Source organism: Chryseobacterium sp. CFS15 (assembly GCF_031118795.1).
GTDB classification, from domain to species: domain Bacteria; phylum Bacteroidota; class Bacteroidia; order Flavobacteriales; family Weeksellaceae; genus Chryseobacterium; species Chryseobacterium indoltheticum.
Window position 1 is genome coordinate 91,681 of record NZ_JAVHYL010000004.1, and the last position, 13,967, is coordinate 105,647.

Below are 13,967 nucleotides of genomic sequence, written 5' to 3' on the forward strand. Positions count from 1 at the left end.
AAAGGCGTTCTACTTAGCTAAGAACTCAAAGTTTTATATTTGGACTATTAAGAGTCTGCTTAAAATTTCATCAAAATTATTTACCCCGACCCTAAAGGGAGTTAATTTTGATGAAATTTTCAAGGCATTTTTCCACCCTTTAGGGTTTGGGGTAAAGAAAAATGCTTTGAAAATTTTATTTACTGATCACCTTATATTTCGGAACCAATGTTTTCATAACTGTCCATGCGATCAGGTAAGCGACAGCACAAACTGAGAAAATGATCATGTATCCTTTATCAATTCCGTCAGATACTACTGCGCCTGACTTTTCCAACTGCTCAAAGAATCCATCCGGCAAACGGTCGTTCACATATTGCGGATATTTTTCCAACAAAGGAACTCCGTCTACGGTTGACCAAGCTTTGTGGGCGTGATCGAATAATAATCCTGAAGATTTATTTATTAAAAAAGATCCGATTCCGCCTGCCATTCCGCCTATTCCTGTGATGGTTGCAATGGCTTTTTTAGGGAACATATCGCCAACTGTTGAGAAGATATTTGCTGACCAAGCCTGATGTGCTGCTCCTGCGATACCGATAATTAAAACCGGAATCCAATAGGTTGCAGTTCCTAAAGGTTGTGCTAACAGTGCTAACAGCGGGAAAAATGCAAAAATTAACATTGCTTTCATTCTTCCTGAATAGGCATTCATTCCTTTCTTTTCAACAAAATATTTTGGAAGCCATCCTCCGATGATTGATAACAAAGTAATCATGTATAATACAAATAATGGAAGTGCACTTTCTGTGGAATCCATTCCGTATACCGAACTTAAATACGCCGGAGTCCAGAATAAAAAGAACCACCAAACACCGTCTGTCATGAACTTTCCGAATGCGAAAGCCCAAGTTTGTCTGTAGCTGAAACATTCTTTGAACGTAAATACTTTTTCCGGAACTGAAGTGTCTTCATTAGGAAGATCGTCCTGATCCTGATTGATATACGTTAATTCATGTTCGTTAACTCTCTTGTGTAAATGAGGCTTTTTATAAACAAATACCCAAAGTCCCATCCAAACAAATCCTAGCGCACCGATGATGATAAATGCCCATTCCCAACCCATTGATTTTGCAATAAATGGAATTGTTAGCGGTGCTGCCAAAGCTCCAACTGTTGCCCCAGCGTTCCAGATGCTTGTAGAAAATGCTCTGTCTTTTTTAGGGAAATATTCTGCTGTGGTTTTGATCGCTGCAGGGAAATTTCCTGCTTCACCAATCGCCAAAACGAAACGTGCAAAAATGAATAAGGTTACACTTGTACTGATAATTGCCCCAGTATTAGAAACTGTTCCAATCAATTCTTTAGAACCATGAAAACCGGCCGTCCAAGTTCCGGTAAGAATTCCTGAAGTGGCGATTCCGCAGAATGCATGTAAAACTGCACCGATCGACCAAACTCCGATCGCCCAAAGGAAACCTTTTTTGGTATCCATCCAGTCGACGAACTTTCCTGCGAAAAGCATTCCCACTGCATAAAATATGGAGAATAATGCGGTGATGTTTCCGTAATCGTTGTTATTCCAGTGAAACTCCGGTGCTATAAAATCTTTCCACGTCAATGATAAAACCTGACGATCCAGATAGTTGATCGTGGTCGCGAGAAATAACAGCAGACAAATCGTCCATCTGTATTGCGTCGGCTTAAGAGATTTAACTGAACTCATAGTCAATTTATTTATTTTAAAGTCTGAATGATATCCAGCACTTTTTTGGTTTCATTTTCTATCGTCGTATAGTCTTTCGCAAGCATCAATTCTTTGCTTACCAGCTTGCTTCCCATTCCTACTGCAGAAACTCCTGCTTTGAACCAGCTGTCAATGCTTTCTTTCGTAGTATCAACACCTCCGGTTGGCATAAATTTCAGATTCGGGAAAACATCTTTGATGGCACTCATAAATCCAGGTCCTAAAGCGTTTCCTGGGAATAATTTAATGAAAGTTACGCCTGCAGCTTCAGCCGCGATGATTTCTGTCGGAGTCATACAACCCGGGCTGTACAACAAATCTTTCGGGATTAAAAATGCTGCAACTTCCGCCACAAAACCAGGGCTGATAAAGAAATCTGCCCTCGCTTTGTAATATTCTTCAGCTTGTTTTACATTTTTGATCGTTCCGATTCCGAGAAGCATTTCAGGCATTTCTGCGTTACGTACTTCTACCATTTTTGTGAAATTACTCAACGCAGCTTCTCCACGGCTGGTGTATTCTACCGCACGGATCCCTGCTTTGTAAAGTGATCTCAATATTTCTAAAGTTACCGTTTCATCAGCATTGTAATACAGAGGCAAAGCTCCCTGATTGATGATGGTGTTTGTAACCAATTGAATTTTTGTCATTTTGTTTTAATTATTTTGTTAAAATAATCTTTGATGGCGTTTTATCCATCCTTTGGTATGCTGTCCTGCTAGGGACTTACTAAAATTCCATTCTCTTCCTCCCTTTAGGGTCGGGGTTAAAGAAGAAAATTGAATTTTTCTTTGTTTGATTTTTTTTGATAGGATTTTATCCTATCCTTTGTTAAATCGTCCCGTTGGGACTTTCTATGCTATTTTTTGGAACATGGAGTTCACAAAGATTTTTATTGCTGACTGTTTTTTTAGTTTCACAAAGCCGCTCCGCCTATAAAAGACCATTAAATTTCAAATATGATGACTGCTTATATTTTAAAAGCCTCTTGAGCCAATTGCCAAAAGCTAACAGTTAAAAGCAAAAACTACCTCTTGATTCGTCCCCCTGAATTTCCGGCCATTACTTCGAGGATATCTTCTGCGCTGCAGTAATTGATGTCGCCTAAAATGGTGTGTTTGATGGCACAGGATGCGTTGGCAAAATTTAAAGCTTTCTCGTCATCGAAATTTAATAAACCATAAATCAGACCTGCTGCAAAAGCATCTCCCGTTCCGATTCTGTCAACAACTTGGTCTATTTCTAAAAATTTTGTTTCAAAATAATTTCCGTTAATTAAAGCTCTTCCCTGCGTTTGCTGAGAACTTGCCGTAACCCCGATTCTTATTTTGTCGAAAATTTTATGAATTGATGGACACTGTTTTTTTAATTCTTCACAAGCTTCCATGAAACCTTGCTGATCTGACGAAAACTGAGTTCCCAGAATTTCATTGATCTCATTCACCCCACCGATGAAAACCGTTGAGTAAGAAACCAATTCTTTTAAAACTTCGTTTCCGTTTTTACCATATTTCCACAGGTTGGAACGATACGCAGGATCAGTAGTCACTTCAATTCCCATTTCACGGGCGGTTAACAAACCTTCTTTCAAAGTTTCGTAAGCACCTTCAGAGATTCCTGGGCTGATGCCAGTCCAGTGAAAAAATTCGCAGCCTTCCAAAGCTTTTTTCCAGTCTACCTGTTCGGGTTTAATGTTGGCAAAAGAACCGTTTAGTCTGTTGTAAGCAATTCTGCTCGCACGAACCGATGCACCCACTTCAAGGAAATATAAACCTAAAGGATGTTCATTTTTATTAATGAAAGTCGTATTAATCCCGAAACTTTTAATGAAAGACAATGCTGATTCTCCCACAAAATCATCTGAAACATTGCTGATATGCGTCACGTCGCAACCCATTGTTGCCAATGAAGAAGCTACGTTGAGCTCAGTTCCGCCGAAGAAAAATTCCATTTCGTGGCTCTGTTTCATTGTTTTGTTTCCGGGAGGCGAAAGTCTCATGATTACTTCACCGAAAGTAAGTATTTTGCTAGCCATATTTTAAATACTCTTTTTAATATCTGCTGTTATTTAAACGCAAAGTGCGCTAAGATTTCTTTTAAAACTTGATGTATATTTTTAAGTTCGCAAAGGTGTTCTACTCACGCATGCTCACAAGGATTTTTCAAGTTGAGAAAAATTGCAGATATGTAAATTATTGTTTTTTTAAACCATTAAGATTTATAAGTTTTAAAGATTTTTTAAGTTGAGCTTCGCTTTAAGCAGCCTGTTTAATAAAATCTTAGATTTTAACTTAATAAAACTTAACCTTTTAATTTCCTTAATGGTTTAAAATTGAATTTATTTAATTCGAATTTAAAAATCGAAATAATTTTTAGCGTTGTGATAACAGATATCGGAAATGGTTTTTCCAATCAGTTCCATATCATCCGGCAATTCGCCGTTTTTCATTTCTTCTCCAAAAAGATTACACAATACTCTTCTGAAGTATTCGTGTCTTGGGTAAGATAAGAAACTTCTTGAATCTGTCAACATCCCAACGAAACAGCTGATTAATCCCATGTTTGAAAGGGCATTCATCTGCTTGATCATTCCGTCTTTCTGATCCAAAAACCACCATCCTGAACCGAACTGTACCTTTCCTTTGATACTGCCGTCATTGAAATTCCCGATCATTGTTGCGAAAATTTCGTTGTCGGCAGGATTTAAGTTATATAGAATTGTTTTGGTCAGTTTATCTTTTCCGTCTAGAGCGTTTAATAATTTAGACAAAGTTTCAGCCTGTACGAAGTCACCGATAGAATCCCATCCTGTATCCGGACCCAAAATTCTGTGCATTCTTTCGTTGTTGTTTCTCAAAGCTCCCAAGTGGAACTGCTGAACCCATCCAAATTGATGATACGTTTCGCCTAAGAATAATAAAATGGCAGTTTTGAACTGATTGACCTGCTTTTCAGCAATTACTTTTCCTGAAATTTTATCATTGAAAATTGAACTCACTTCAGCTTCTGAAGCTTCCTCGAAAGAAATATTGTTCAGTCCATGGTCGCATAATCTGCATCCGTTTTCGTGGAAATATTCTACTCTTTTTAATAAAGCATCGCACAAAGTCTGGTAAGAGTTGATTTCAATTCCAGCTGACTCGCCCAATTTAGAAATATAATCTGCGAAGTTGTGGTTTTCAATCAAAATCGCTTTATCCGGACGGAAAGCGGTACTTACTTTAATGCTGAAATCACTTTTCGCTAAATCCTGATGATAGTTTAATACATCAATCGGATCTTCAGTCGTGCACAAAGATTCTACATTCATCATTTTCAGCAAACCTCTTGTCGACTTTTCAGGAGTCTGAAGCTGTGCCGTGATGTTGTCATAAATATCTGATGCGTTTTTTTCGTTTAATAATTCATCAATTCCGAAATAACGCTTTAATTCTAAATGTGTCCAGTGGTACAAAGGATTTCTTAACGTGTAAGGAACCGTTTTTGCCCAGGCCTCGAATTTTTCTTTGTCTGAAGCGTCGCCTGTGATGAATTTTTCGTTCACACCCATCGTACGCATTGCACGCCATTTGTAATGATCGCCCGCAATCCACACTTTAGAAATATTTTCGAAAACGGTATCTTCAGCGATATCTTTTGGAATCAAATGATTATGATAATCGATGATGGGCTGTTTTTCTGCGAAGTTGAAGTATAATTCTTCCGCGTATTTATTTTGTAATAAAAAATTATCTGTAATAAAAGATTTCATTCTAGTAAAATTCTTGTGTTATTCATTAGCAGGTTTTCCGATGGTCGCCAAAATACCTCCATCCACATAAATAATGTGTCCGTTGATAAATTTGCTTGCGTCTGAAGCTAAGAAAATAGCCGTTCCTGCAAGATCTTCCGGGTTCCCCCATCTTCCTTCGGGAGTTCTGCTGATGATAAAATCGTTAAACGGATGACCGTCTACTCTGATTGGTTCTGTTTGAGTCGTTGCAAAATATCCGGGACCGATACCGTTCACCTGAATATTGTGTTTTGCCCATTCTGTTGCTAAATTTTTGGTAAGCATTTTCAATCCGCCCTTTGCAGAAGCATATGCTACTACGTTGTCACGGCCAAGCTCACTCATCATCGAGCAAATATTGATGATTTTACCGGATTGTCTTTTGATCATGTGTTTCCCAACCAGTTGAGACATGATGAAAGGACCGGTAAGATCTACATCGATTACTTTTCTAAAGTCTGCCACATCCATCTCTAAAGCCGGAACACGTTTAATGATTCCTGCATTATTGACCAGGATGTCTATTTTCCCATGTGTAGCAAGCATTAATGCTACTTTCTGAGCGGCTTCCAATTCGTCGGTCACATCAAAAAGGTAACCGGTTGCACTATATCCTTTAGAGTGATAATAGTTTAAAGCTTCCTCTAATTTTGATGGCGTTGTACTTGTGATTGCCAATTCAGCACCTGCAGAGGCAAGACCTTCAGCCATTGCCATTCCTAATCCGTGAGTACCGCCGGTTACAACGGCTACTTTTCCGGATAAATCGAATAAATTCATGTAGAAAAAATTACTTTAGTTCGTTAGTTTTAACAGCGTCCATATCGCCATAATCCATATTTTCTCCTGCCATTCCCCAGATAAATGTGTAGTTGGAAGTACCAACTCCTGAGTGAATAGACCATTCCGGAGACAAAACCGCCTGATTATTTTGCATGAAAACATGACGGGTTTCGTGAGGTTGTCCCAAAAAATGACTTACAGTCTGCCCTTCTTCCAAATCAAAATAAAAATAAGCTTCCATTCTTCTGGTATGCGTGTGAGAAGGCATCGTGTTCCAAACACTTCCTTCGTGCAACTCGGTCATTCCCATTTGTAGCTGACAAGTTTCTAAAACGCTGTTGACTATCAGTTTATTGATCGTACGTCTGTTTGCGTATTTTGCTTCGCCTAATTCTACAATTTCAGCTTCGTTTTTAGTGATTTTTTTCGTTGGAAAAGTGTGATGAGCAGGAGCCGAATTGAAATAAAATAAAGTCTGACCTTCATTTCCGTTTTCAAAAACAACATCTTTTGCTCCTTTTCCAATGTATAAAGCTTCTTTAGTTCCAAGCTCGAAAACTTCTCCGTCAACGGTTACCTTTCCAGCAGCGCCAACGTTGATGATTCCCAATTCTCTTCTGTCTAAGAAGTTCTCTGCCTTCAGATCATCAGTAGGCTCCAGTTTCAACGCACTTTTTACGGGCATTGCACCACCTACGATCATTCTGTCGTACATAGAATACACTACATTGATTTGATCTTCATTAAATAAATCATTCATCAAAAACTCCCTTCTCAGGTCTTCAGTTGTATATTTTTTTACATCTTCAGGATGATGGGCGTAACGAAATTCTGATTTTGTCATACTCTAGATTTTAAACTTAAATTATGGTTTTTAAAAACCTGTTAAACATTGCGTAATCGATTGCATTAAATTACACTAAAATTCCACAGAAATACTTGTTGTTAAATATATAGAATATATGTATTCGGTTAACAAAAAATTAATTTAAATTTCAAATTAATTGATTTACAAGTAATTAAAATTAATAATCTGAAAAAATTTAGAGAATTTTAAGATAACAGAAGTTGAATTTTTTAACGAAATAAGGTAACAAACACTTAAGAAAATAAAAATCATGCCAATTAATATGTGAATAAATTTGACATTGCTATATAAATAAGGATATGATAAAATTAATATATCCAGAATCACAATTTAACACAATTTCTATCATTTATAAAATACACAAGTTTTTCAGAACGAAAAAGATGATAAAAATCAGACTAAGTAATCAAAAATAGTTTTTGCCGCTACTTTTTGGGAGTTTTAAATAGATTAAAAAGCTATGATTTGGCTTAATTTTATACAATTACAATCATTAAACATCAGATTATTTTCACTTTTTTAAGCATTTAAAAGAAAAAAGAAATACAAACATAAATTATTGAATAACAATTAATTAAAACATAATATAAATTCTAAATTTTATATTTATTAACAAATTAAACAGTCAAATTAATGAAAAAATAACATTTTTTTCTTTGCGTAATGAAAAATAATATTAGTTTAGAAGCCAAGATATTTTATTAAGATTAATTACGCAATCGATTGCACTCAAAAAAGCGTATATAATAAAAATATTCCTACAAACAGAATACTTAAAAATCCACAAAGAAAAACTAGAGAAGTTATTGGCTTCTCAAACCACACATTAAACTATATAAGGATACAATAAATGGATAAAAAGGTACAATCAATAAAGTGGTTATATTTAACTGTTTTCCTTCTTCCCATACTTGGTATGGCCCAGGAAAAAGAAACCAAGATCGACGAGGTTGTCTTGGTAGGATATAATAAGGTTTCTAAAAAAGATGTTACCAATGCCGTATCATCTGTAAAAGGAGAAGCATTAAAAGACATGCCGGTAAACTCTGCTGCCGAGGCTATCCAGGGAAGACTTGCGGGTGTACAAGTGCAGGCAAGTGAAGGTAAGCCGGGAGGTGATGTAGATATCAAGGTAAGAGGTGGTACTTCTATTACAGGAAGTAATGCTCCGCTCTACATCGTAGACGGTGTACAAATGGATAATGCAATGAGCATTCTTTCGCCTAAAGAAATTGAATCTATCGAAGTCTTGAAAGATGCATCTTCCACTTCTATCTATGGATCTCGAGGTGCAAACGGTGTTGTTTTGATCACAACAAAAAGCGGCCGCAAGAAAGCTATAACTACAATTAACTACAACGGTTTTACAGGCGTAAGAAAAATCATGAATACGCTTCCTGTATTAGACCCTTATGAATTTGTATTGTATCAGTACGAGCTCTACAACAAAAACGGAATTGCAGAAGATATTACTTCTTTCGCTACACGCTATGGGACGTACAGTGAGCTTGCAGATAAATATAAGAATATTCAGAAAAGAGACTGGCAGGACGAGCTATTTGGTAAAGAAGCATTTAACTTTACACATAACTTAACCATCAACGGAGGCTCTGAAAAATCAGCTTTTGCACTTACCCTAAATCATGTAGATGAGGACGGAATTATGCTAAGCTCTGGCTTCAAAAGAAGCATGGCCAACTTTAAGTATGATTACGACATCAGTAAAAAGCTTAAATTTGGAATTAATGCGAGATACAGCAGATCTTTAACGACAGGGGTAGGTACTTCCAGTACAGGATCACAAAGTAACAACAGATTGAGAAACTCTGTAAGATACCAGCCTTTTGAAGGTGGATCAAACGTTCCGATCGATGATTTCGATCCTTCATACTCAACGATGACCAACCTTGTAAATCCTCTTATTCTAAATGATAATGAAGTAAGAGACAACAGAATCAACGATTTGTTGTTAAATACTTATTTGAACTATAATATTACCAAAGACTTAACTTTTAGAACGGTCATCGCTTACGTACAAAGAGATATTGCGACCAACCAGTTTTGGGGAAGCGTAACGTCTCAGGCAAGAGCCAATGCTGATATGCCAATCGTACAGCTTGACAGATCTCAAACCAGAAGAATCACCAATACCAATACATTAAACTATACCAAAAAATTTGGACAACATAAGATTGATATCTTGCTTGGTCAGGAGACCGTGCAGACTGATGGAGAATCTAGCTACAATTATGTAAAATGGTTCCCAAAATCTATTTTACCTAATGAAGCATTTGCCAACATCGGAGCCGCTACCCCACCTGCCGGATTAATCCAAGACGCAGCAAGAACAGCTATGTTACCACCAGATCGATTAGCATCATTCTTCGGGCGTGTAAACTATATATTTGCCAATAAATATATTCTTACCGCATCAGTAAGAGCTGATGGATCTAATGTATTCATGAAAGGAAACCAATGGGGATATTTTCCGGCAGCTTCAGTAGCCTGGAAACTTAAAGAAGAAAAATTCCTTAAAGATGTTAACTGGTTAGACGAGTTGAAACTTCGTGTAGGCTACGGTCTTTCAGGAAACAACAGAATTACGTCTTATTTGTGGGCAAATTTCTATAACGTCAATGCCAATAATGGATACGTATTCGGTACTTCTGTTACACCGGGATCAGGTGTTTCTACAACACAGGCTAACCCGAATGTAAAATGGGAGGCTACTGTTTCTAAAAATGCAGGGATCGATTTTGAACTTTTCAATGGTAGATTATATGGTAGTGTAGACGGATACATTACAGATACTAAAGATTTGTTGGTTTTAGCTAAAGTACCATTTCCAGGTTATGCTAATCAGTTTCAAAACTCAGGTAAAACAAGAAATAAAGGTCTTGAATTTACGATGGGAGGGGTAATTGTAAATAATGAAAACTTCAACTGGAAAATAGACGCCAACCTTTCGGCAAACAGAAACACTATTTTAAGCCTTGGAAGCGGTGTTGCACCAGGACAAGATTCTTATCTGGTACAGTCTGGAGGAATCGGAGGTTTCGACTTTATCGCTAAGGTAGGTAGCGCTGTAGGAACTTATTACGGATATGTAACTGAAGGAAGATATGAAGTATCAGATTTTGATTATAATGCAGCTACACAAGTTTATACTTTAAAAGCAGGACTTCCCAACAGCAGCCAGATTGCTTTAGGAGCAAAAGCAGTACAACCGGGAGATTTAAAACTGAAAGACATAAACGGTGACGGTCAGATTACCGACGCAGACAGACAGGAATTGGGAAGCGCACAGCCAAAATTTTATGGTGGCTTTAATCAAACATTCAGATATAAGAATTTTGATATGAGCTTATTATTTAATTTCTCTGTCGGAAATAAAGTATATAATGCAAATAAGATAGAAAATACAACACAGTATCTATATAGGGACAACAACATGGCTGCAGACGTTGCCAACCGTTGGAGATGGTTTGATGATAATGGTGTAAAGGTAAACGATCCTACACAATTAGCTGCTTTAAATGCAAATACAACCATGTGGACTCCTCCGACAGGACAGTACATTCTTCATTCTTATGGTATTGAAGATGGATCTTTCTTAAGATTAAACAACGTAACGCTAGGTTATACTTTACCAAAAGGTTCTTTGGAAATGATCGGTGTGAAAAATTTCAGATTATATGCAACGGTTAACAACCTGTTTGTAATTACCGGATATTCTGGATACGATCCTGAAGCTAGTACACGAAGAAATCCTTTAACTCCCGGAGTAGACTATGCAGCATACCCAAGAAGCCGCTTTTATGTAACTGGAGTAGATATCACTTTCTAAAAATTAAAAAAAATGAAAAAGAGCAAATCAATATTAATTTTAACTTGTCTTGCAGGAGCACTATTTTTAAACTCTTGTAGTGACTTTCTTAATCCCGAAAACCTTTCAAGCGTTTCTGAAGAACAACAGTTTGATAGTACAGCAGATACATTTTCAGCTTTGGTAGGAGTTTATTCTCAACTTGGTGGTGACGATGGTTACGGGCAAAGATTATCTTTAATCATCCCTCAGTCTGGAGACGACTTCAGAACTTCAGGAAGCTACAATTGTAATGATAGAAGAGGGGTAGCTACGTTTGGCGCTTGCCCTACAAATACTGAGCTGAATAATCCTTTCGGAAAGCTGTACACCGGAATTGAGCGTGCTAATCTTGTCATTAAAAATATTCCTTTATCTCCGGTAATGAAAAACGGTTCAGAGGATGATAAAAAATTAATGAACAGATATCTTGGTGAAGCATTAACATTAAGAGCGCAATATTATTATGAACTGATCAAAAACTGGGGAGATGTGCCTTTCTATCTTGTTCCGGCTTCTGATATTGCAGACCAAAACCAGCCAAAAACAGATCGTGACGTTATCTATGAGCAAATTATTGATGATCTTGCAAAAGCATCTGCTGTAGTGCCGTGGAGATCTGAAGGAGGAACTACCAGCAACAGAATCTCTAAAGGTTTTGTGAAAGGTCTGAGAGCAAGAATTGCATTGGCAAGAGCAGGTTGGTCTTTAAGAAGAAGCCCGCAGGTAATGGCACAGGGATCAAATCCTCAGAAGTATTATCAGATTGCTTATGATGAGACCAAAGATATTATGAATCATAGCGGTGAGCATTCACTTAACCCTAGCTACGAAAGTGTTTTCAGAGCTCTTCATACGAATACCCAAGATGCAACTAACGAGATTATTTTTGCCGTTGGAGCTTTTGGAGGTGGTACAAGAACAGACTCTAAAATAGGATATTACAACGGTCTTAAACATCATGATAATTCTAACTGGAAAGGTGGTGGAGGTATCAATGCGTTGCCTACATACTTCTATGAGTTTACAAAATATGACCTCAGAAGAGATATGAATGTTGGGATCTTTACAGTAAATGCATCAAATCTGGCTGAGCTTGTAGCTGCAAACTCATTTACTGATTCAAAATACAGAAAATCTTGGACGAGTATTACAGGTCCTTCTCAAACATTAGCTGTTGACTGGCCATTATTGAGAATATCTGATGTAATGTTGATGTTTGCCGAAGCAGATAACGAACTGCATGGTGCACCTTCTCCAGAAGCTATCAATGCAGTGAGAGCAGTAAGAAGCAGAGCGTACACAGGTAATTTAGCACAAATAGGAACAATTCCTACTGATAAAACAGGTTTCTTTAATTATATCGTTAAAGAAAGAATGCTAGAATTAGGTTCGGAAGGAATTAGAAAATACGACTTAATCAGATGGAATTTACTTGCTACCAAAATTGCAGAAACAAAACAGAAACTTTCAGATTTCATCAACGGTGTAGGTGCTTATGCTAATGTTCCGTTAGATATTTATTATAAAGCTTCCGCATTTGATCCTACAAAAACAGCTCAGCAAAATATTACTGCCATTGATGTATTTACAACGACTGGAGTAAATAAAGCTGATGTTTTTTATGTTCCTAGCCAATCGACTACACTTCCGGCAGGTTACAAAAAAATCGCATGGAGATCTGGTGTTTTACCAACTTATGTAAACGATCCTTCGGCGGGATATGCACAATATTTCCAGGTCAATAAGCGAGAGCTTTTACCAATCTATTTTGAGTACATTCAAAATAACCCTGCTCTTACCCAAGACTATGGTTATTAGTAAAAATATACATTCATATTAATTAATTTTCAGTACAGACTTCCTCCTTTTGGGGAGAAGGTCTGTACTTTTCTTCAAGAAAAAAATTCAGGAATATGCAGGTTTCAGATTTAAAAAATACTAAGTTCTTCTTTATTTTTTCACTCGCTTTGATCACCCTTCTTTCTTTCAAGGCTAATGATGATAAAACCATCACAGTTTCGAAAGACGGAAAAGGAAATTACACGACCATTCAACAGGCAATTGACGCTGTTGAAGAAGGAACATCGGTAAGAACAAAAATTATTATAAAACCCGGAACTTATAGAGAAAAAATTACAATTTCTGCTACAAAAAGCGCGATAACTTTAATTGGAGAAAATGCAGAAAACACCATTTTGGTTTACGGCGATTTTGCTTCAAAACCAAATGCGGAAGGCAAAAATATTGGAACAACAGGTTCATCAACTATTTTTATTTTTTCAGATAATTTTTCAGCTAAAAATATCACTTTTCAGAATGATGCAGGACCAGTCGGGCAAGCTGTGGCAGTTTTAACAACGGGTGATAAAATTGCTTTTGAAAATTGCAGATTTTTAGGATTTCAAGATACTTTATATCTAAAAGGAGCTCAGGATTTGGAAGACAAAACAAAACCTTCAAGAAATTATTTTAAAAACTGCTACATTGAAGGAACTACCGATTATATCTTCGGAGCCGGAACAGCCGTTTTTGAAAACTGTACCATCTATTCTAAAAACAATGCTTCATATGTTACTGCAGCTTCTACTCCACAGGAAAATCAGTTTGGTTTTGTGTTTATTAACTGTAACTTAACAGGAAATGCTGCAACAAATTCTGTATATTTGGGACGACCTTGGAGGCCATTTGCAAAAACTGTTTACATCAATTGTGCAATCGATTCCACAATAAAAAAAGAAGGTTGGCATAATTGGTCTAAACCTGATGCCGAAAAAACAACTTTCTACGGAGAATACAATTCCAAAGGAGCCGGAGCCTATATTTTAAAAAGAGTTTCCTGGTCACATCAGCTTACGAAAGATCAGGCAAAAAAATATACTGCAAAAAATATTCTTTCGGGAAAAGACAATTGGAACTATAAAAAAGCTTTAAAATAAGTTGACATCAAAAC

Annotated in this window: 9 protein-coding genes; 3 read left to right on the forward strand and 6 right to left on the reverse strand. The window is 36.9% G+C overall.

What is annotated here, in order from left to right; genetic code table 11:
* Window positions 1-175 precede the first annotated feature (175 nt).
* The 6 genes from OH814_RS07485 to kduI all read right to left on the reverse strand — a co-directional run bounded on the left by OH814_RS07485 (window position 176) and on the right by kduI (window position 7,125).
* Window positions 176-1,705, reverse strand: coding sequence for an MFS transporter (locus OH814_RS07485; protein ID WP_308827750.1), 1,530 nt, complete (start codon window positions 1,703-1,705; stop codon window positions 176-178).
* A gap of 11 nt (window positions 1,706-1,716) precedes the next feature.
* Window positions 1,717-2,376, reverse strand: a complete 660-nt coding sequence (locus tag OH814_RS07490; RefSeq protein ID WP_308827751.1) for a bifunctional 4-hydroxy-2-oxoglutarate aldolase/2-dehydro-3-deoxy-phosphogluconate aldolase — start codon at window positions 2,374-2,376, stop codon at window positions 1,717-1,719.
* Window positions 2,377-2,753: 377 nt separating this feature from the next.
* Window positions 2,754-3,761, reverse strand: a complete 1,008-nt coding sequence (locus tag OH814_RS07495) for a sugar kinase (protein WP_308827752.1) — start codon at window positions 3,759-3,761, stop codon at window positions 2,754-2,756.
* Window positions 3,762-4,079: 318 nt separating this feature from the next.
* A complete protein-coding gene (gene uxaC / locus OH814_RS07500) occupies window positions 4,080-5,477 on the reverse strand; it encodes a glucuronate isomerase (protein WP_201135350.1) in 1,398 nt (465 codons plus the stop codon).
* A gap of 18 nt (window positions 5,478-5,495) precedes the next feature.
* Window positions 5,496-6,278: a gluconate 5-dehydrogenase gene (locus tag OH814_RS07505; RefSeq protein ID WP_115620265.1), complete on the reverse strand. Its 783-nt coding sequence runs from the start codon at window positions 6,276-6,278 to the stop codon at window positions 5,496-5,498.
* A 10-nt stretch (window positions 6,279-6,288) separates the two neighbouring features.
* Window positions 6,289-7,125 (reverse strand): 5-dehydro-4-deoxy-D-glucuronate isomerase, encoded by an 837-nt coding sequence (gene kduI, locus OH814_RS07510; RefSeq protein WP_308827753.1) that lies wholly within the window; start codon window positions 7,123-7,125, stop codon window positions 6,289-6,291.
* A gap of 874 nt (window positions 7,126-7,999) precedes the next feature.
* Between kduI and OH814_RS07515 the strand changes: the two genes are divergently transcribed.
* The 3 genes from OH814_RS07515 (at window position 8,000) to OH814_RS07525 (ending at window position 13,953) form a co-directional block, all read left to right on the forward strand.
* Window positions 8,000-10,996 (forward strand): TonB-dependent receptor, encoded by a 2,997-nt coding sequence (locus OH814_RS07515; protein ID WP_308827754.1) that lies wholly within the window; start codon window positions 8,000-8,002, stop codon window positions 10,994-10,996.
* 12 nt (window positions 10,997-11,008) lie between these two features.
* Window positions 11,009-12,835 (forward strand): RagB/SusD family nutrient uptake outer membrane protein, encoded by a 1,827-nt coding sequence (locus tag OH814_RS07520; RefSeq protein WP_076557881.1) that lies wholly within the window; start codon window positions 11,009-11,011, stop codon window positions 12,833-12,835.
* 95 nt (window positions 12,836-12,930) lie between these two features.
* On the forward strand, window positions 12,931-13,953 hold the full coding sequence (locus OH814_RS07525; protein WP_308827755.1) for a pectinesterase family protein: 1,023 nt from the start codon (window positions 12,931-12,933) through the stop codon (window positions 13,951-13,953).
* Window positions 13,954-13,967 lie beyond the last annotated feature (14 nt).

Excerpts from the sequence above, each read along its gene's own strand:
- OH814_RS07485 (WP_308827750.1), bottom strand. The coding sequence starts at position 1,705 with ATGAGTTCAGTTAAATCTCTTAAGCCGACGCAATACAGATGGACGATT.
- OH814_RS07490 (WP_308827751.1), bottom strand. The coding sequence starts at position 2,376 with ATGACAAAAATTCAATTGGTTACAAACACCATCATCAATCAGGGAGCT.
- OH814_RS07495 (WP_308827752.1), bottom strand. The coding sequence starts at position 3,761 with ATGGCTAGCAAAATACTTACTTTCGGTGAAGTAATCATGAGACTTTCG.
- uxaC (WP_201135350.1), bottom strand. The coding sequence starts at position 5,477 with ATGAAATCTTTTATTACAGATAATTTTTTATTACAAAATAAATACGCG.
- OH814_RS07505 (WP_115620265.1), bottom strand. The coding sequence starts at position 6,278 with ATGAATTTATTCGATTTATCCGGAAAAGTAGCCGTTGTAACCGGCGGT.
- kduI (WP_308827753.1), bottom strand. The coding sequence starts at position 7,125 with ATGACAAAATCAGAATTTCGTTACGCCCATCATCCTGAAGATGTAAAA.
- OH814_RS07515 (WP_308827754.1), top strand. The coding sequence starts at position 8,000 with ATGGATAAAAAGGTACAATCAATAAAGTGGTTATATTTAACTGTTTTC.
- OH814_RS07520 (WP_076557881.1), top strand. The coding sequence starts at position 11,009 with ATGAAAAAGAGCAAATCAATATTAATTTTAACTTGTCTTGCAGGAGCA.
- OH814_RS07525 (WP_308827755.1), top strand. The coding sequence starts at position 12,931 with ATGCAGGTTTCAGATTTAAAAAATACTAAGTTCTTCTTTATTTTTTCA.